We start from the raw sequence: 20185 nt of genomic DNA, 5'->3' as shown, positions 1-20185 counted from the left end.
CCGAGGTGTCTGGATTGCGAGCGGAGCCGCTTCGTTCGTTCGTCACCTTGTTCCAGCAATTGCAATGGTGTTAGCTAAGCGCATTGTAACCTGAAGTATAAGAGTTTTGAACGTTATTGGAGCCGTGTCGCGATACAACGTGAGCCACGACCGTTTTGAGTGATGTTGCTGGAGTGGCGAGTTTGGAAGAGGAACTGTATTTTGCACCCTTCTCTATAGTGCCCGCCAGGCGAAGCCTGATGCGGAGCGGAGCGGTTGTTCCCTTGGGAAGCCGGGCCACGGATATCCTTCTGCTTCTGGTCGCGCATCCCGGAGAACTCAAGACAAACCAGGAGATCGTAAAGCACGTATGGCCAGATACGTTCGTGGACGATGCCAACCTGCGCGTCCACGTATCGGCATTGAGGAAAGTCCTGGGCGACACCAAGGCCGAACCCAACTTCGTCGCAAATGTTCCGGGGCGCGGCTATACCTTCATCGCGCACGTGGAGCGCCGATCGCAGGTCGTACCGATCGGGCCCGCCTCCACTCGCGCACCGCGCGACGCGGATTCCCTGCGGGTAATTGGCCGCGATCACAGCATAGAGACGATCCTGGACCAGCTGGGGAAAAGTCGACTGGTCACAGTCACGGGCGCAGGGGGGATCGGAAAGTCCACCGTTGCGAGAGCAGTCGCTGGGCGATTGGCCGGGGGGCTTGACGTCGTGCGCGTAGAACTGTCCGACGTGGCTTCCGGCGGTTTCGTGCTGACGGCTGTCGCATCCGCTCTCGGGGTTAAGTCGCGCGCCGACGACATGCTGGAAACGATATGCAAGACACTTGAAGAAGCGCCTACCCTGGTCGTTCTCGACGGATGCGAACACTTGATCGAGGACGCGACGAAATTCGTCGAAGCTGTCCTGCAGCGAACGACATCCGCCAGGTTCCTAGCCACAAGCCGCGAACCGCTCAGGGGAAGCGGCAAGCGTGTTCACCGCCTCCTGCCGCTCGATACGCCGGCTACTGACGTGAGCCCCGAGGAAGCGCTCAGGTTCCCGGCCGTCGAATTGTTTGTGGAGCGGGCCGACGCGTGCCTGGGCGGTTACGAACTCACCGAGGAAGACGCACCCATCGTCATCGATATCTGCACGCGGTTGGACGGGATCGCGCTGGCCATCGAACTTGCTGCTGGCCGTCTCGAATCCATGGGAGTCGCATCACTCGCCAAGTCCCTCAACGACTGCTTCAAGGTTCTCAGCCGCGGGCGGCGGACGGCCTTGCCCAGACACCAGACGCTCCGCGCCGCTCTGGACTGGAGTTACATGTTGCTGAATCCTACGGAACAGCGTGCGCTGGTCGAACTCTCGGTCTTCAGGGGCCGTTTTTCGATGAGTGCCGCCGAGGCCGTGCTCACCGACGACACCTACGACCTTCTGGCCGCGCTGGTGGCCAAATCGCTGGTGGTCGTGGAGACGTCCGCAGGCGATCAGTCATACCGTCTGCTCGACACAACACGCATATACGCTTCCGCAAAGCTTGTGGAATCAGGCGAATACGATCGTATCATGATCAAGTTCGGCAACTACCTGTTGGAATTGTTCGAGGCATCCACATCGGTGATGCACACACATACCACCGACGAAGTAGGACGTGACTTCGGCTCTCTCATACCGAGTCTCCGAGCGTGTCTGGACTGGGCACTTCTCGGCAGTGGCGAAAGGATCCTTGGTGCGAGGATCACCGTCGCGGCCTTGCCGCTTTTTTTCAAACTGTCGCTGTTCGACGAATGCATCGCCGCAGTCACCTCGTCGATCGGCTACCTCGATGCCAACCCCGACGTCGACGAAGCGAGCAGAATGAAACTTTACACGGCACTGGGATGGCCGCAGATGATCGCCGCCGATGCCCCAGGACGAGGTATTGAAGCATGGACGGCATCCGCCCGCATCGCGGAGAAACTGGGAGATGTCGATCATCAGCTACGATCCATCTGGGGACTTTGGGTAGACGCCATAAACAAGGCAGAGCCGAACACCGCGCTTGGTTTGACGCTACGGTTCGCAGAAATGGCAGCCGTGTCGCCCGACGCTGCCGACATTGTGATCGGCCATCGCATGAAGGGCGCTACCCTTCATTGGCTGGGTCGCCACACCGACGCTGCCGATTGCCTCAGCGCCATGCTGGCCGAGTACGAGGGTCTGCCGTCGGCCGGGCATGCGATCCGATTTCAGTTTGACCAGAGGGTAACCGCCCGGATCGTCCTTTCACGATGCAAGTGGTTCCTGGGACGCGAGCAGGAGGCCATGGCCGATGTAGCGGCCACGCTCGAATACGCAGAGAGCATCGGCCACTATGCGTCCCTGACAAACGCTCTTGCAGAAGCAGCATGCCCGCTTGCCCTTATGTCCGGCGACGACGAACTGGCAGCCCGCTACATCAGCATGCTCAGAGGGCACACGAAGGCGACCCTGCTCGACGTATGGCGCACTTACGCCGAATGCTTCGAGGCCGAGCTTGTGCGCAAGGCCGGGGACAATCAGGCATCCCTGCGTCAGCTTCGGCACGGCCTGCAGTCACTCCGTAAAGCGGGCTTTGTCTTGTTCGAGACGATGTTCGTGACAACCGAGGCACGAGCGCTATCCGGACTTGGCCGAAATTCAGAGGCAGTGGCGGTACTTGATGCCTCCTTGCAAAAAAGCACGGCTTCCGGAGAGGCGTGGTATCTTCCCGAACTCCACCGTGCGAAGGCGAACATTCAGTTTGAAATGGCGGATATGGCCAGCGCGAAACTGAGCCTCGACATCGCGGGACGCACGGCGAGCGCCGCCGGGGCCGTCGCATTGGCCCGGCTTGTCGAACGCGACATGGTCTGATCTCGCTCCGTGATGGCACTGAACAGGTGACGGGTTTACACGGATTTACAACTCTAAACTCGCCTCCCCCTTTTAGGCACGGCATGGTGGCGCCGAAGAGGAGAGCGCCATGGAAGGCCACCAGCCGGTCCGTTTTCTGGTCATTCTTTCAACAAGCGAAAGTGGCGATTTATCGGCTAGCGCAGTTACACTCGGTCGAATTGCGCCACCCTATTATCTATTCAAAGACCAGGGTGCGGAGGTTGTCCTTGCCACGTTGACGGGGGGATATCCCCGTCTTCCTGATTTTAGAGAAACCGAACCACTCGAAAAAAGCCTTCGCCGCTTTTTCCTCGACAGAGCGGCCAGGGACGACCTCGCAGACACATTGGCCGCAGACCAGATCGTCGCCGAAGATTTCGACGCGGCCCTCTGCCTGGGATTTTCAGGCGCACTCTGGGGAAACCACAACAATAGCGTGGCAGCCATACTTACGACGCTTCTGGAGAACGGCAAGCCCGTTGCCCTCATCCCTGGCAACGCTGTCGAGATTACCCCTCACGGTGCGGGCGATGGCCTTCTGATTTTCGGCGATTCCGACAACGCGCCCATCACGGCGGCACACGCACTCCTGGCGATCGTCAATGAACGCCGCAACCACGTCGCCTGATACGCATCCCGCCGCATCCCGCCGCATCCCGCCGAAACAGGCATTTGCATCGATTTACGACGCTTTACTAGCCAATCGAAAGCACCTCGGGCAACTTCACACCGTCGAAGGCTGACAATGGAGGATACCATGAACGAAGGCTCGACAGCACCCGCCTTTGGGATCACCCGGCGTAATGTCATTCTGTCCAGCGGTATAGCGGTCGCCGCCATGGCGCTTCCAAGACAGGGCGCGGCCGCAACCCAACCTTCTGCCAACCAATCGGGGAACGAGATCATGTCATTCGTCAAAACACAGGACGGCACGGAAATCTACTACAAGGACTGGGGTCCAAAGGACGCGCAGCCGATCGTCTTCCACCATGGCTGGCCGCTCAGCGCCGACGACTGGGACGGACAGATGATGTATTTCCTGGAACAGGGCTACCGCGTCATCGCCCACGACCGCCGAGGCCATGGTCGCTCCACCCAGACCTGGACCGGAAACGAGATGGATACCTATGCCGCAGACGTCGCGGTACTCACCGATGCCCTCGACCTCAAGAACGCGGTCCATATCGGTCACTCGACAGGCGGCGGCGAGGTCACCCGATACGTTGCCCGCGCCAAACCCGGCCGTGTCAGCAAAGCCATTCTCATCGGGGCTGTTCCTCCGATCATGGTGAAATCGGACCAAAACCCGGGCGGCCTGCCGATCGAGGTCTTCGACGGTTTCCGCGCCGCATTGGTCGCCAACCGCGCGCAGTTCTTCCTCGATGTCCCGGCAGGTCCGTTCTACGGCTACAACAGACCCGGAGCGAAAGTCAGCCAGGGCGTTATCGAGAACTGGTGGCGACAGGGCATGGCAGGCGGCGCGAAAGCGCATTACGACTGCATCAAGGCGTTTTCGGAAACCGACTTTACCGACGACCTGAAGGCCATCACAGTTCCGACGCTGGTGATGCATGGCGACGACGACCAGATCGTCCCTTATGCAGATTCAGCGCCACTGTCTGTAAAACTTCTGAAAAACGGCACACTCAAGACCTATGCGGGGCTTCCCCACGGGCTGTGCACCACCCATCCCGAGATCGTCAATCCCGATCTTCTCGCGTTCATCAAGAGCTAGCAGCTTTTCCACTCAGGCAATGGCGCATCAGGGAAGGTGCGCCACACCAGCGCAACACAGGAGAATTACAATGATCATAGTCTTTGCGCTTCTGATCGGTATCGTCGCAGGATTGCGTGCGATGACGGCTCCGGCAGCCGTCGCCTGGGCTGCAGGTCTGGGATGGGTCGACCTTTCCCAGACGCCGCTGGCCTTCCTGGGCTACAGATGGACACCTTGGATATTGACCGTTCTGGCGATCGGCGAGCTGATTACCGACCAGCTCCCGAGCACGCCCTCCCGGAAAGTGCCGGTCCAGTTCGCCACACGCATCATCACGGGAGGCTTGTCAGGCGCGGCCATCGGAGGAGCGGGCGGATCGCTCTTACTGGGACTGTTCTCCGGGATCGTCGGCGCTGTCATCGGCACCTACGGCGGCGCGGCAGTCCGTGCACGACTTGCGGCTTCCTTTGGGCGGGATCTCCCCGCTGCCCTCATCGAGGACGTGGTCGCTGTCGGTGGAGCCTTCCTCATCGTGGCGGCCGTGTCATGAGTGAATTCGATGCCATCTTCATCGGAGCGGGACAGGCTGGGCCGTTTCTGGCCGCCCGGATGGCCTCGGCAGGGCGCAAAGTTGCGCTGGTCGAGCGAAAGTATCTCGGCGGCACCTGCGTCAATGCCGGATGCATGCCGACGAAGACGCTCGTCGCCAGCGCCAGGGCGGCACATGTCGCGCGCAGTGCCTCGAATTATGGCGTCTTGATCGCCGGTGAGGTCGGGATCGATATGAAGATCGTGCATGGTCGGGCCGAAAAGGTCACGCTTGATGCCCGCCGGGGCCTTGAGACCTGGTTCGACGGCCTCGACAGCATGACGGTGATCTACGCACAGGGACGGTTTGTGGAACCCAATACAATCGTGGCCAACGGTGAGAGGCTTGTTGCACCGCAGATATTCATCAACGTCGGAGCGCGTCCCTCCATTCCGGACTATCCGGGGCTTGCGGACGTGCCGTACCTGACAAGTACCTCGATCATCCAGCTGGCCGAACTCCCCCGTCATCTGGTCGTGATCGGCGGAAGCTATATCGGGCTGGAGTTCGCACAGATGTACCGCCGTTTCGGCGCGCAAGTCACGATCGTCGAGCGCGGGCCTTACCTCGCTTCCCGTGAAGACGAGGACATTTCCGATGCGATTGCCGACATTGTCCGTGCGGAAGGCATCACCGTGCAGACGCAGGCGACAGGGCTTTCGTTCCGCAAAGCCGCAGATGACATTGAGGTCACGACGAACGAGGGGACCATCACCGCCAGCCATGTTCTCGTGGCCACGGGCCGACGACCCAATACCGATGACCTGGGACTTGAAACAGCCGGTGTCAAAACGGATGCCAAAGGCTTCATCATCGTCGACGACAGTCTTTCCACCAATATCCCCGGCATCTGGGCGCTGGGCGACTGCAACGGACACGGCGCATTCACGCACACGTCCTACAACGACTTTGAGATCGTCGCCGCAAATTTACTTGACGGAGCCGACCGCAAACTCAGCGATCGCATACCTGCCTACGCATTGTACATAGACCCGCCACTCGGGCGGGTCGGTTTGACAGAACGCCAGGCAAGAGCATCGGGACGATCAATCCTCGTTTCGACGCGACCGATGGCCCGTATTGGCCGGGCCGTCGAGAAAGGCGAAACACAGGGTTTGATGAAGATCGTCGCGGATGCCGAAACGCAACAGATACTCGGCGCCGCTTTTCTCGGCATCGAGGGTGACGAGGCAATTCACGGCATCATCGACGCAATGAACGCGCGCACCCCCTACCCGACGCTACAATGGTCGGTGCCTATCCATCCGACTGTGTCGGAAATCGTGCCCACGCTTATCGCGGACCTCCGGGCTGTCTCTTGACGAGAGCCTGACGCTTGCGGACGGCAGTGACTGCCGTCCGGCCACTTCCACTAAAGCGAAAAGGTAACCGCACTGAAGGAAGACCTTGCCCATGCCAACGGTGCGCCTGTCATCGACGACTTGAACAATTAGACGGCATGACCGAGCCGTCACAGCCGACAGCCGACAGCCGACTATGCCACTCAATTCGACCACCGGATCGACGAAGATCCTTTCGGGCAACCCGGTGACCTCTTCAGATTAATGTCGTCGGAACAGCAGCATACGTTGTTTGAAATACTGCCCGGAGCATCGCCGGGCGCGGATGAACGTATCCAGGAGCGACACGTCGCAAATTGCATGCAGGCGGACCCGCGATACGGCGCGGGGGTGCTGCTACGATCAGTCTCATCTTCACCCGGGCAGCCAAATAGGAGAAAAGCCATGACAAGAGGAACAGCATTGATTACCGGAGCGTCCTCAGGCATCGGGGCGGTATACGCGGAGAAGCTGGCGGGCCGTGGCTTCGACCTCGTAATCGTCGCCCGCGACTTCGACCGCCTGAGCGCAATATCCAAACGGGTGTCCAGGGATTACGGCGTCGCGGTCACCCCGCTCCCCGCCGACCTGTCGAATTCCACCGATCTCAAGAAGGTCCTCGCGAAACTCGGGGATGACATGACACTGAGGCTCCTCGTCAACTGCGCGGGCATGGGACCGAACGGCACGGTTCTCGCCTCCGACGTCGAAGGCCTGTCGGAGATGGTCCACCTGAACGTCGATGTCCTCCATGCCTTGACGGTCACGGCGGCCAAGGTTTTTGCCAGCCGCGGCGAAGGGGCGATCATCAACATCGCCTCCGTCGTCGCACTGATGCCCGAGCGGTTCAACCCGACCTACGTCGCGAGCAAGGCTTTCGTGCTCGCATTGACCGAGGCGCTCGAGGTCGAGCTCAAGCCGAAGGGTGTCCGGATACAGGCCGTACTGCCTGGATTCACCAGGACGGAAATCTTCGACCGCGCCGGCATCGACATCAAGATGATCCCGCAGGAGATGATGATGGATGCGTCCGAGATGGTGGATGCGGCACTTGCCGGCTTCGATCTGGGGGAAATCGTGACAATTCCCTCGCTTGCGGACCTAAGTCTTTGGCAGAATTTCAGCCAGGCCCGAGGGGAGCTCGCGCCTCACCTCTCGCTCAAACATGCCGCCGGACGGTATGCGATAGGAGCGAACTGATGACCCAGAGCCGGACGATCTTCTGGGCATCATCTTTCGCATGGGCATTGGCGACGGCTTTTCCAGCTCAAGCCCATGTCAAATGGTTCGCTCCCTACATCGTCGGCGCGCCACCCCAGCCGATTTCTACGGTTCTTGCCGATCCATGGTTCTGGATCGGCATTGTTCTCGTCGTCATTTTCTTCGCTCTGACGCACCTGATAGAGATCAGTCCATTTGGAGCGCGCGTCCATGACGGGTTGGATCGCGTCACCGGACCGCTGTGGAACAGGCTGGACGACTACGTCCGAGTGACCGTCGGTGCATTCTTTGTGGCAATATTCTCGGTCGGCGGCGTGTATCTGACACCCGATCTGAAGACCCCGGCGGAATGGGTGTCCTGGCTCCAGCTCCTGATCGCCGCCTGCATTTTCTCGCGCAAGACCATGCCGCTGGCAGGCATCGGCATTCTGGCGCTCTGGTTCCTGGCAATCCGCGACTATGACCTGTTCCACCTGTTCGACTATCTGGCACTGGGCGCGGGTGTCGCCGCCTATCTGATCCTCGAACCGTCGAAGAACGAGACCTGGAGATCGCATCGCTTCGAGGCTTTGCGTTGGGGTCTCGCAATCGCGCTGATGTGGTCGAGCCTCGAAAAATTCGCCTACCCCGACTGGTTCTATCCGCTCGTCGTCGAAAAACCTTTCCTGACCTTCGGCATGCCAAGGGATGTCTTCATTCCGATGGCGGGTGTCGCCGAATTCACCATGGGCTTCGGTCTCCTCTGGACCCCTTTGATCCGTCGGCTGTCGGCGATCGCGTTGATCGTGATCTTCACGGCGGCGGTCTGGCCCTTCGGACGGGTCGACCTCATTGGACACGGCCTGATCATGGCAATCCTGGTGGCGGTCGCCTGCGATCAGTGCCGCGAGACAAGATTTCTACCGTCACTCAAGGTTCACCTTCCCGCGATACCCGGAGGAATCGCGAGTGCGCTGGTGGTGTTCGCGACAGCGTATTGGGGGCTTCATCTCGTCTTCTACGGAGCAGAAGGGTTCACCGGCCCGGCGACCGCCGAAAGAGCGACGCATTCGCACAATGCCGAACAGCCGCACGGGCCGATATCGGACACAGGCATCGGTGCGCCCCCGACCAAATGAGCCCTCCAACAACCCCCTGCGCAACATAGGGCTCTCTATATATATATATTCACGTCATGTGAAACGCCAAAGAACCAAACGCCCGTCAATCAGCGTATTCGCGAATGACTTTCGCGGATCGCCACGGCCATGCGGACCGACGACTGGAGCCGTGCCAAGACCAGCGGCCTAAACACGACACGGCTTGCCATCCTCGAACTGCTGGAAAGGAGAAGGGACGGATTGGGCGTCAAGGAGATTGCCGCCAACCTGGGTGTGTCTCAGCCGACAGCTACCGACTCGATCACGGCACCTGAACGCAAAGGTTTCGTGGCGAAGCGTATGGCCGCAACAGACAAGCGCGGCGCCAATGTCGGCATTACGCCCGAAGGGCTTTCGGTGTCTGAGGCTGGTAGATTGTCACGAAGCGTCGCTGAACAATCAGTCGGCGCCTTGGCCGAGCACGAGCAGGAAGACCTGCTGATCACACTGGTCAACAAGCGTCGTTTGACATCATCGAGATGACGATCGTCACCGAGGGAGACTCCGCCATCTTCAAAACCCGCGTCCGCGGAGAGGCCGGTTCTGAGAAGCCAGCGGCAACAGGCAAATTCGAGGGATCCGATGTCTGCGCCGATGTCTGGCCTGCATCGCTTGACAGCGGCGAGATCGGTTTCGACAAGGATCAAGGCATCGTCGCACTGGCCGTCACCTTCCATTCCGATTTCGACAATGCCGCCAAGGGCGGCGAGTGCAGTGATGTCTGAAACCACCACTGGGTCGTGCTGGCCGAGGACTGAACGGCTCCGAGTTTCCTAGACGCCTTTAGGTTAAGTCTGGTGCTGGAATTGACGTCGGTTGTCCGCCAGAAAAGGATGTCACTCAGAAGCGGACAATAACTTGAGTTTTGCATTCATATTTAATCAAGTCGGTGCTATCACTTAGCTCATTGCTTGGATCGCGGGCTAACATGTCGCATCCATATTTCTTTCAATCATGCTGCTTGAGCCAATTATGGTCACTGTAAAAAAAGATGCCCGGTATGAGATGTACCTGAAGGCACGCAAGGCTTTGGTTGACTATGCCACGCCGATTACCGGTTCCCGCGATGACGCAGAGGATATTGTTCAGGATGCGTTTCTGAAATTTGTGCCGGATGCCAGTGAAGGGCCGCCGCCTCCAAAAGCCTATCTGTTTCGCATCGTTCGCAATCTGTCCTTCAACAAAAGGCGCAGGCGCAAGCTGGAGACGAAGGATGAGCCGGACGACATTCCCTGGTGGGCGTGGCCGCAAAGCCACCCGTCGCCGGAAGCGGACCTCGTTCTGCAGCAACAGGTAAAGCTGGTGGCTCGGGCGATCGAGCGATTGCCGGACCGCGAACGGGCGGTCATGGAAATGTATCGCTTCGAGAAAATGACCTTGCAGGAGATCGCCGAAAGGCTGGCAGTCTCTGTTGCCACCGCACATCGCCTGCTGAGCACAGCCATGCGGCGCCTCCGGGACGAGACAAGAGATATCTTATGACGGAAAAAACGCCGCTGAATGCAAATTCTCTGAAAGAATTACCCGGCTCGCGTGTTTATGCAGATAATGCATTTGAATTCGCACAATCGCCAGGACTGACAAGGCCTGCCCAGATGACCACCGAACCACGCAACAACCAATCTCGCCTGTTTGACGAAGCCAGCGACTGGCTGATCCGTATCCGGGAAAGTCCGCATTCAGCCGATACAAAGGCAGCTTTTGAGGCGTGGCGACGAACCTCTACCGCCCATGAACAGGCGTGGATCGATCTCTGTCGCCTGTGGAGTATCTCCGGAAATGCTGAACCTTTCTATCGCCCGCTTGCCTCAAACAAGCCAAAGGCCATGCGCCCGCCAGTCCTTTCCATTGCCCGGTTTGCGACAGGTCTGGCCATCGCGAGCCTCACCGCATTCGCTGTCTGGTTTGCCGCTCCCTCCCTGATGATCCGATTGACAGCAGATCATGCGACGGCCACTGCGGAGATCCGAACCATCCCGCTTGAGGATGGCAGCATGGTGCAACTTGCGCCCGACAGTGCGTTGCGCGTCGAATTCCACGAGGATGTCCGACAGGTCGCGCTTTTGCGCGGCGAAGCATTCTTCGATATCGCGAAGGATCCGAATCGCAAGTTCAGGGTCGTCGCCGGTGGTGCCGAGGTCGAGGTGCTTGGAACAGCTTTCGATGTTCATATCACGGAGGCTGCGACAACAGTTTCCGTCGCCCGCGGTTCGGTCTCGACAAAACCCACGAACGCCCGATCGGACGTCTCCCAAAGCATACTTGCTCCGGGCGATGCCGTATCGATCGACCGGCGGAGTGGCGTCACGACCAGGACCCTTATCGCCGCCGATGACGTCGGCGCATGGCGCCAGGGCAGGCTGGTGGTGAGCAATGCGACGATCGAATCCGTGGTCAATGTCATAAGTCACTACGACACCGCCTGGATCACCATCGCCGATCCCTCGCTTGGCGAACAGAGAGTGACGGGCATATACGACCTAACGTCACCCAAACTGGCGCTGGGCGCTCTGGTCGATCCTTTCGGCGGCAAGGTCAGAAACCTTGGCGCTGCGGTCAGGGTGATCAGCCGATACTAAAAATATGATAATAATAATCAAGATTTAGCAGAAAAGCGGAATACCTACTGAAAATACCACCTTACTGATGTGTCTTTCTGTCAGCAAACCGGTTCGACCGGTGCGCCAAGTCAGGAGAGGCAGTGGGTAATGGTACAACGAGTAGCTTTCAGGCGATATCCTTTCCGGAAGGGCAACGCCGGGCAAATTGGGTTTCTCTTAAGTTCGGTTGCCCTCGGCACCGTCATGTTCTGCGGACAAGGTCTGGCGCAAACGGCCGCTCCCGCCGCAGGCCAGCAATCACAGCAAGCGGATCTGCGCAATTTCGATATCGCTGGCCAGCCGCTGGCATCAGCGCTTGCCACGTTCAACCGCCAGTCCGGCATTCAGGTGAGCCAGGCCTCGGGCACCACGACCAATATCACGGTCAATGCCGTCCGGGGACGCATGACACCGCAGGCGGCTCTCGCGACCATGCTTGCCGGCACTGGTATTCCCTTCCGGTTCACCGGTAATCGGGCTGTTGTAATCGGTACCGGCCAGACTGGCAGCGACGCCTCCATCGCGCCGGACGACGGATCCACAGTCCTCGAAACAATCACTGTCGCCGGAGGTCGTGGCAATGCCACCACCGGCTCCGGCTATCAGGGCACGCCCGACTGGGTCTATGAGACGCCGAGCAGTCTCAGCGTGATCGGCCGCGAGGCGATTCAGGCGGCCGGCATTCGCAATACCCGCGATATCTTCAACCGGATTTCCGGCGTTTATGCTGGCGAAGGCAATGGCAGCTTCCCCACCGTCTCGCCAAACATCCGCGGCCTGCAGGATTCCGGCCGTGTTGTAGTCTCGATCGATGGTGCACGCCAGAATGCCCAGCGCGGCGCCGGCTTCGGTGGTGGCAATTACATCTCCAATTCGGGTCAGGCCTTCGTCGACAGCGCATTCATCCGCGCCGTCGAAGTCGAAAAGAGAACGTCCGCCACCTCCGGCAGTGCCGGTTCGCTTGGCGGAAAGGTCGAGTTCCAGACGGTCGGTGCGGACGACCTGATCGCCGACGGCAGGACTTGGGGTGTCGAGACGAACACCTCGACCGGCACGAACAATTATCATTTTCAGGGCTCTGTTCTTGGTGGGACCCGGCTTGGCGACACGCCATTCTCGCTGACCGGCGGCTTCAGCAGTTCCAATCTCGGTGAATATGCGATCGGCCGCAACGGCGATGCGACCACCACCGAAACCAACATGAAGAACCTGCTCGGCCGCAGCAACTGGAGCTCGCTGTTCAAGCTTGAAGGAGATTTTGGCGATGTGCAGACATCGCTGTCCTGGATGCACCAGGACAATTCCTTCTTGTACGGCTCGTCCGGTGGCGAAAGCCTCAATCATGAGGACGCGCGTAACGACAGCGTAACGGCCAAATTTGCCTGGGATCCGGAATCCACGCTGATTGATATGAAGGGCCTGCTGTGGCTCAACGATTCCATGACCCACGAGGTCCGCGAAGCGCGTACGAACGGGGCGCCTGAAACCAGTATCGATATGGCAAACAAGAGCTTCGGGGTATCGCTGGAAAATACCAGCGAACTGGACACCATCGCCGGACCACTCACCCTGAACTACGGCGCCGAGGCGTTTCGCGATCTCGCCAACTCGTCTGCCTATAGCGAGACGATCGCGGCCAACCCGGACTGGGCCAGCAGCTATACGGCGTTCAGCCCTCCGGGCCGGCGCGACATGGCGAGCATCTTTCTCAACGGAACGCTGGAACCGGCGGATTGGGTCAGCGTTTCCGCCGGGATCCGCTATGACTGGTCACGACTGAAGGGGACGACCAGCTATTTCAATCGCCGGGTAACCACAGTGACCATACCCGCCCATGTTGCGCAGGCAGTCACCACCTGGGGTGCCTGGGGCCAGATCTACGATGTTGTCAACTATACGTTTCGCACGGCGGTTTGCACGACAGGTATCAATCCAACTACCGGCGTTGCCGTGAATGCCGTATTGCGGGGCCGCACATGCGCGGCCTTGAACGCAGCCGGCGAAATGATCGATGGCCTTTGGTATGTGGCCGGCGACACCGTCCCAGCCACACAAGCTCCCCCTGTCGAAGACTTCCCGGAATACGAAGTCGATATCGACCGCATCGACAGTGCCTGGCTGCCATCGGCTACTGTAGAATTCAAGCCGGTGGACTGGTTCCGGCCCTATGCCAGCTATTCCGAAAGCTACCGCCCTCCCACCATTCTTGAGGCCTTTCTCACCGGCGGCACGCCCAGCGACAACGTTGGCATCACCTTCGCTCCGAACGAACATCTCCGCTCCGAGACCGCAAAGACCTATGAGATTGGCGCCAATGTCAGCCTGGACGATGTTCTCACCGGAGGAGACGCGCTTCGCATGAAAGCTGCAGTTTTCTATCGCGAGATCGAGGATTTCATCGTGATGGGTGACATCTACACCTCGCAGGTCAGCAGCCGGACATACAGAAGCTTCGTCAATGTCGATGGCACGACCCGCATGAAGGGGATCGAACTGGAAGGCAACTACGACACCGGTGCATTCTGGCTGGGCGGCACGGCCACCTTGCTGGATACCAAATGGCCGACCAAGACTGAGATCTTTTCGAACGGCAGCCAGACGACCACAGGCGACATCTTTGCGACGTCAGGCAACGTTCCGCCGAAGATGAAGCTGACCGTGGACGGTGGCATGCGCTTTCTCGACGAACGGCTCTCACTCGGCGCACGCGTCAACCACGTCAGTCCCAATCAGGGCAGGACCTATGATTCCGATGGTGATCTGGCCGAAGCCTCAGACCGTTACACCACAGTGGATCTCTACGGTTCCTTCAATGTGACCGATGCGGCGACGCTGCGGTTTGCCGTCAACAACGTCACGGATAGGAACTATCTCCCGGCAGGAGGCGACTATACCGCGCCCGGACGCACCTTCATCGCAACCTTGAAAATGAAGTTCTAGCAGTTCCCGAGTCGTGCGGCTTCGCAGCTGCGCCGACCAAAAAATTCCCCGGGCCAGGATGATGGCCTGCCCCGGGGATACCATGTCCGGACAGTTGTCCGGGCCATTGTCAACAGCCACTCAAGGAGAAACCCCATGGCTGCAGTCATCCAACTTAGCTCCGCCTCCGCCAATATGGAAGGCTACCTCAACGGCTGGACGAGCGGTTACAGCTCGACCTATGGCGCTTTCTGGGACGAGGGTAACGGCCTTGTCACCAATCCACTCGCAACGACCGTTTATGAGCAGTGGGGCAATGGCTCTTCCGGCGGCAACGGCATCTACATGGAAGGCGAATTCCAGTATTCCCGCGGCAACCTGACCGGAACGGTCGACAGCATCACACTCGGCACCGGCTTCAGCCAGTCTGCGTCGACCGGATTCAGCGTTTCCGCCGATCTCGTGATCACACCGGACAGCACCTTCCCGAGCGCCAGCCAGGACGTCTTCGATTGGGCCATCTATGATCTGACTGTCAACAGCTCGCTCGACAGCCTCTACGACTATCTGTCAGCCGTCGGCACCGAGATTCTTGACACTACCGCCTCCGACACGCTTGTCGGCTTCGGTGGCGCCGATACCTTCGTGTTCTCTTCCGGCAACGATATCGTGAAGGCCGGTCCGGCCGGCACGTATGGCTATCAGGACGGCGTAGACACACTGGATGTCTCTGGCTGGTACCTTTCCGATTTTAGCGATTTGACCTTCTCAAACCTCAACGGCAATGCCGTTGTCGGAAATCAGTATACCAACGACACCATCACCCTCCACGGCGTTTCGTCAAGCGTGCTCGACGCTTCCGACTTTATGTTCGCCTAAAGGCAACAAGGTCGCGCGCAGCGCTTATGCGCGCGACCACCTCGTTACAAACTAGGAGCGCGTCGACCGCATGCAAACGGCAAATCGCACGGAACAGGCCCTGGCAGGCAATGCCATGAAAATTACCGGCCCATTGGCCGCCATTGCCCTGCTCAGCGGCGTCACCAATATCCTGGCGCTGACCTCTCCGCTGTTCATGCTGCAGGTCTATGACAGGGTCCTTTCCAGCGGTAGCATTCCGACACTTGTCGGCCTCGCCGTTCTGGCGGCCAGCCTCTATGCATTCCAGGCCCTGCTCGACATCATCAGGGCACGCGTGCTGCTGCGTATCGGTGAAAGGTTCGATTACAACCTGTCGCCCCGCGTTTATCATGCGGTCGTCCGGTTGCCGCTTTTAACCCGGATGCCTGGTGACGGGCTGCAGCCTCTGCGCGATCTCGACAATGTGCGCGGCTTCCTCTCAGGCAATGGACCCACTGCCTTTTTCGACCTGCCCTGGATGCCGCTTTATCTCGGCATCAGCTTTCTCTTCCATTTCTGGATCGGGGTCACGGCTCTGGCCGGCGCCATCATGCTGATCTGCCTGACGATCCTGACCAATCTCCTGTCCGGCCATCCGATCCGTGAGGCGACCTCGGCCAACATGTCGCGCAACGGGCTTCTCGAGGCCACTCGCCGGAACGCCGAAGTCGTCCATGCCATGGGGCTCGGCCTGCGCACGGCAGCGCGCTGGCAACAAGCCAATGCCGCTTATCTCCGCGCCAACCGAAAGTCCGGCGACGTGCTCAGCGGTCTCGGCAACCTGTCGCGCGCACTGCGCATGATGCTGCAATCGGCGCTGCTCGGAGTCGGTGCCTGGCTGGTGATCAATCAGGAGGCGACCGGTGGCGTGATGATTGCCAGCTCTATCATGATGGGAAGGGCACTCGCACCGGTGGATCAGGCGATCGCGGCGTGGAAACCCTATCTTATGGCAAGACAGAGCTGGGCCCGTCTCAAGGAACTGCTGGCACGGGTTCAAGTTGAAAAACCCGTCATGTCCCTGCCCCGACCACAGACTGATCTCAACGTGGAAGCGCTCGTCATCGCGCCACCCGGTGAAAAGAGCCCAGCGGTCGCCGGGATCACGTTCAACATACAAGCAGGAAATGCACTAGGGATCATCGGCCCTTCCGGTTCAGGCAAAACGACCCTGTCGCGTGCCCTTGTCGGCGCCTGGTCGCCCGCAGCCGGCAAGGTTCGGCTCGATGGCGCAAGCCTCGATCAGTGGAACCGGGACGAACTCGGCCCACATATCGGCTATCTGCCGCAGGGTGTCGAGCTTTTCGACGGGACCATCGCTGAGAACATTGCCCGGCTTGAGGAGGAGCCGGATTCGCAGGCCGTCATTGCCGCGGCGCAGACCGCCGGCGCGCATGACATGATCTTGCGGATGGAGCACGGCTATGACACCCGGATCGGCGAAGGCGGATCGGCGCTGTCTGCCGGACAACGCCAGCGAATCGGCCTCGCGCGCGCGCTTTACCGCGAGCCCTTCCTGCTCGTCCTCGACGAACCGAATGCCAACCTGGACGCTGACGGAGAAGCAGCCGTCGTGAAGGCGATCAGCTCGGTGCGCGCACGCAAGGGTATTGCTGTCGTCATCGCCCACCGGCCCAGCGCCATCGCCGCTGTTGATTTCGTTCTGGTGGTCGAAGCCGGCCGGCAGAAGGCATTCGGACCGCGTGAAAAGGTGCTCGCAGAGGTACTGCAAACGAAGCTGCCGCGGCAGGAAAACGTTCGTCCCTATCAGCCGGCCCCTTATGGGACTTCTCCACTGCGAGTGGTTGCCTCGCCCGGTAACGATCGCCAAAAAGGCAATTCCCCAGCAGCCAATCAGGAGGATATCGATGTTGCTCCATGACTTGGACGCCTCCGTCAGCCGCTCGATCCGCAACCATTCGTTCGTGGGTATTGTTGCCTGCATTCTGCTGGTCGGCGGCACAGGAGCCTGGGCGGCCTTGACCAACCTTTCTGGTGCTGTCGTTGCCAGCGGCCACTTCGTCGTCGACAGCTATGTGAAGAAAGTCCAGCATCCGGAAGGCGGTGTTGTGGGGGAAATCCTGGTGCACGAGGGCGACAGTGTTGCTGCCGGTGACGTGGTGATACGCCTCGACGCGACGCAGGCTAGGGCTAATCTCGACATGGTCCGCAAGCGGCTGGATGAACTTATGGCCCGGCAAGCCCGGCTTCAGGCCGAGCGCGACGATCTCGAGTACATCCGTTTCCCCGAACCGTTGCTGGACAAGCGACAGCGGGGGCAGCCCGACGCAACTGCGGCAGTCGACAGCGAAACGCGCCTGTTCGAGTTCCGCAAGGCTTCGCGCGAGGGACAAAAGGCGCAACTGAGCGAACGCATCCTGCAATTTGGCCATGAGATCGAAGGACTGCGCGCGCAGGAAGCCGCCTATCGCGAAGGAAGCAAGGTATTGCTGAGCGAAATTACCTCGCTTGCCGAACTGCGCAGGCAGGGCGCCGTTTCGGACCAACGCCTCAATGGATTGAAGACGGAGCTTGCAACATTTGGCGGAGAGCTTGGTGAGAAGATCGCCTACCAGGCGCAGATCGCCGGTCGTATTACCGAGACGAAACTGGCCATGATCCAGATCGACCAGGACCTGAAGACCGAAGTCGGCCGGGAACTGCGCGAGGTTCAAGGCAATATCGGCGAATATGTCGAACGCAAGATTTCGTCTGAGGACAAGCTCAAGCGGATCGATATCATCGCGCCGCAATCCGGCGTGGTGCATCAACTTGCGGTTCACACGGTCGGTGGTGTGGTCACGCCGGCGGATCCCATCATGCTGATCGTTCCGAAAAGCGATACGCTGTCTCTGGAAATACGCATTTCTCCCAAGGACATCGATCAGGTTCAGCCGGGACAGAAAGCAATGATCCGTCTTTCGGCTTTCAATCAGAGGACGACGCCAGAGTTGAACGGCCATGTCAGCCGCGTGGCCGCAGATCTCTCGACCGACGAGAAAACGGGGCTTTCCTACTATCTGGTCCGGCTATTGGTAAACGCAAACGAAGAACACACGCTGACCGGGCTTGTGCTGGTCCCGGGAATGCCGGCCGAGGCCTTCGTCCAGACCGGCACACGGTCAGCCCTCTCTTATCTCCTCAAGCCGCTGGCCGACCAAATTTCCCGCGCCTTCCGCGAACAGTAGCAGATGTCGTTTTGGACTGGTGGGGTAGGTGCCCCGTCGGAGGCGGTATCCACCCCATCAGTTCAGAGCAAACGCTGAGCCGGGCCCGTGTTTCACGAACTACAGCAAGCTCGCTGCCAGGCCGAAGCATCATATCCATCGACCGCAGAGATTGCGGCTAATGGGTTCTGATCAATGAAAAGCCGTATAGACCCCGAAATTTCAATCTATCCGCATAGCGACACATAATTTTACTGTGGGTCCAACATTGCTTCGGCTTCGATCTCCACCTCATAGTCGCCAATCAAAGCGCCGGCTTGGATCATTGTATTTGCTGGCAGAACGTCGGAAAAGAACCGGCCGTGGGCTCGCGATACCGGCTCCCATTGCGCGGCATCCTTCAGGTAGATCCGTGTGCGCACGACATCCTCCATACGCCCGCCCAAGGCCGTGATGGACGCCGCGATCTTGTCGAGAATGTAAGTGGCCTGCGCGCCGGCATTGCCAGGTGCCACGCACCGGTCAGCGCCATGGGTCGCGGTTGTCCCCGACACCAGAATGCGATCGCCAGTTCTGACCGCCCGGCTGTAGCCGGCCAGCGGTTCCCAGATGCTGCCGGACGAGACGCGCAGCCGGTTCTTGCGACCAGGCACCGGCACGGCTTTGTAAACGGACGGGATTGCCTCCAGGTGATGGCTGAGATCGCCCGAGGCCGTCAGGAAGGGAGGCTTGCGATATTCGTCGCCGCAATCACCGGGAATGTGGCTGCTGGCCGCAAAGGCATTGTCGAGCCGTGTCCGGTCGTCTTCATCCAGCGCAAAGGTGAAGACCTTCAGGTTGTCATCGCGATGCTGGTTCTCACCCAGCCGCGCGCCGATGATCGTGGCAGCGACGGCCGGATGGTCCAAAACCCAGCGACTGGCAACGTTGGAGACCGAAACCCCATGCTTGCGGGCGATTTCGGATGCGGCGTTCAGAATGCCCTGGTAGACGGCCCAGCCGCCCGCGGTGTCGATGAAACGCTTGTATTTCGACCGGCTCCAATCGGGAATCGTTGCCGGCTCCGGCTGGCCAAGCCATTTCTCGGAAAGAAAGCCGCCGCACAGTGTGCCATAGGCGAGAAGCTTCACGCCCGTCTTCAGGCAAAGGGAAGTGAGATCACCGGCCGCGCGCCGATCGATCAGTGAGAAGGACACCTGGTTGCTGGCGATCTCGATGCCGTCGGCCAATGCAAGATTGAGATGGGCTGCGTCGAAATTGGTCAGGCCGAGCGCGCCGATCAGCCCCTCCTCCTTCATCGCCTGCATCTCGTGCAGGGCATCGAGCCATGCCGGGTGTTCGAAGGTCCACCAATGGAACTGCAGGAGATCGACCGTATCGACGCCGAGCCGTGCCAGCCGCTCTTCCACGCCGCGCCGCACCACATCGCGGGTCATCGACCCCGGCTCTGGGCACCATTTGGTGAAGGCGACCGGCCGGCCGGATCCGGCGGGATAACGTTTCAGCAGGTGGCCGGTGATGATCTCCGCAGATCCATAATGGTCAGCCATGTCGAATGTGTCGAAACCGGCTTTCGAATAGGCCTGCAGCGCGTCCGCACCCTGCTCCGGGTCTATGGTGGCGCCGTGCTTCTCGATGTCGGCGACCTGCCAGAGGCCACAGACGAGCCGGCTGATCGACAGTCCCGGCGCGAGGCTTGTACGTTGTGGATGCATCGTGG

Annotated in this window: 16 protein-coding genes; 15 read left to right on the top strand and 1 reads right to left on the bottom strand. The window is 59.7% G+C overall.

All coding sequences use genetic code 11. The features are described from left to right. The first annotated feature begins 182 nt into the window (after positions 1-182). The 15 genes from GVK95_RS09130 to GVK95_RS09055 all read left to right on the top strand — a co-directional run bounded on the left by GVK95_RS09130 (position 183) and on the right by GVK95_RS09055 (position 18486). The gene (locus tag GVK95_RS09130) at positions 183-2852 is read left to right on the top strand and encodes a winged helix-turn-helix domain-containing protein (protein ID WP_159948765.1); all 2670 of its coding nucleotides are present in this window, start codon (positions 183-185) and stop codon (positions 2850-2852) included. A 109-nt stretch (positions 2853-2961) separates the two neighbouring features. Then, the gene (locus tag GVK95_RS09125) at positions 2962-3501 is read left to right on the top strand and encodes a transporter (RefSeq protein WP_159948763.1); all 540 of its coding nucleotides are present in this window, start codon (positions 2962-2964) and stop codon (positions 3499-3501) included. Positions 3502-3777: 276 nt separating this feature from the next. Next, positions 3778-4608 (top strand): alpha/beta hydrolase, encoded by an 831-nt coding sequence (locus GVK95_RS09120; protein ID WP_244618741.1) that lies wholly within the window; start codon positions 3778-3780, stop codon positions 4606-4608. A gap of 70 nt (positions 4609-4678) precedes the next feature. Next, the gene (locus tag GVK95_RS09115) at positions 4679-5140 is read left to right on the top strand and encodes a DUF4126 family protein (RefSeq protein WP_159948759.1); all 462 of its coding nucleotides are present in this window, start codon (positions 4679-4681) and stop codon (positions 5138-5140) included. Further along, positions 5137-6501: an FAD-containing oxidoreductase gene (locus tag GVK95_RS09110; RefSeq protein WP_159948757.1), complete on the top strand. Its 1365-nt coding sequence runs from the start codon at positions 5137-5139 to the stop codon at positions 6499-6501. Before GVK95_RS09115 ends, GVK95_RS09110 begins: the two co-directional genes overlap by 4 nt. Positions 6502-6924: 423 nt before the next feature. Next, on the top strand, positions 6925-7719 hold the full coding sequence (locus GVK95_RS09100) for an SDR family oxidoreductase (protein WP_159948755.1): 795 nt from the start codon (positions 6925-6927) through the stop codon (positions 7717-7719). Continuing rightward, complete coding sequence (locus GVK95_RS09095) at positions 7719-8858, top strand: hypothetical protein (protein ID WP_159948753.1); 1140 nt, start codon at positions 7719-7721, stop codon at positions 8856-8858. The genes GVK95_RS09100 and GVK95_RS09095 overlap by 1 nt, the downstream gene beginning before the upstream one ends. 129 nt (positions 8859-8987) lie before the next feature. Next, a complete protein-coding gene (locus GVK95_RS09090) occupies positions 8988-9362 on the top strand; it encodes a MarR family transcriptional regulator (protein WP_159948751.1) in 375 nt (124 codons plus the stop codon). Beyond that, entirely contained in the window at positions 9359-9604 is a 246-nt protein-coding gene (locus tag GVK95_RS09085; protein ID WP_244618715.1) for a hypothetical protein, read from the top strand. The genes GVK95_RS09090 and GVK95_RS09085 overlap by 4 nt, the downstream gene beginning before the upstream one ends. 229 nt (positions 9605-9833) lie before the next feature. Next, positions 9834-10361, top strand: coding sequence for a sigma-70 family RNA polymerase sigma factor (locus tag GVK95_RS09080; protein ID WP_244618714.1), 528 nt, complete (start codon positions 9834-9836; stop codon positions 10359-10361). Between the two features lie 113 nt (positions 10362-10474). Continuing rightward, positions 10475-11458: a FecR family protein gene (locus GVK95_RS09075; protein ID WP_159948749.1), complete on the top strand. Its 984-nt coding sequence runs from the start codon at positions 10475-10477 to the stop codon at positions 11456-11458. A gap of 225 nt (positions 11459-11683) precedes the next feature. After that, positions 11684-14419 (top strand): TonB-dependent receptor, encoded by a 2736-nt coding sequence (locus GVK95_RS09070; RefSeq protein ID WP_244618713.1) that lies wholly within the window; start codon positions 11684-11686, stop codon positions 14417-14419. A 135-nt stretch (positions 14420-14554) separates the two neighbouring features. After that, on the top strand, positions 14555-15277 hold the full coding sequence (locus tag GVK95_RS09065; RefSeq protein WP_159948745.1) for a hypothetical protein: 723 nt from the start codon (positions 14555-14557) through the stop codon (positions 15275-15277). 115 nt (positions 15278-15392) lie between these two features. Further along, positions 15393-17180, top strand: a complete 1788-nt coding sequence (locus GVK95_RS09060; protein WP_244618740.1) for a type I secretion system permease/ATPase — start codon at positions 15393-15395, stop codon at positions 17178-17180. After that, positions 17167-18486 carry an HlyD family type I secretion periplasmic adaptor subunit gene (locus GVK95_RS09055; RefSeq protein WP_159948741.1) on the top strand — a complete coding sequence of 440 codons (1320 nt, stop codon included), beginning with the start codon at positions 17167-17169 and terminating at the stop codon, positions 18484-18486. Before GVK95_RS09060 ends, GVK95_RS09055 begins: the two co-directional genes overlap by 14 nt. A gap of 230 nt (positions 18487-18716) precedes the next feature. Here the strand turns inward: GVK95_RS09055 and GVK95_RS09050 are convergent, their stop codons facing one another. After that, on the bottom strand, positions 18717-20180 hold the full coding sequence (locus tag GVK95_RS09050; protein WP_159948739.1) for an aldo/keto reductase: 1464 nt from the start codon (positions 20178-20180) through the stop codon (positions 18717-18719). Between the last annotated feature and the right edge of the window lie 5 nt (positions 20181-20185).

The organism is Rhizobium sp. 18065 (genome assembly GCF_902706095.1).
GTDB lineage: Bacteria > Pseudomonadota > Alphaproteobacteria > Rhizobiales > Rhizobiaceae > Allorhizobium.
Note: the sequence above shows the minus strand (reverse complement) of the source record. Positions and strands in the feature narration are given on the sequence as shown.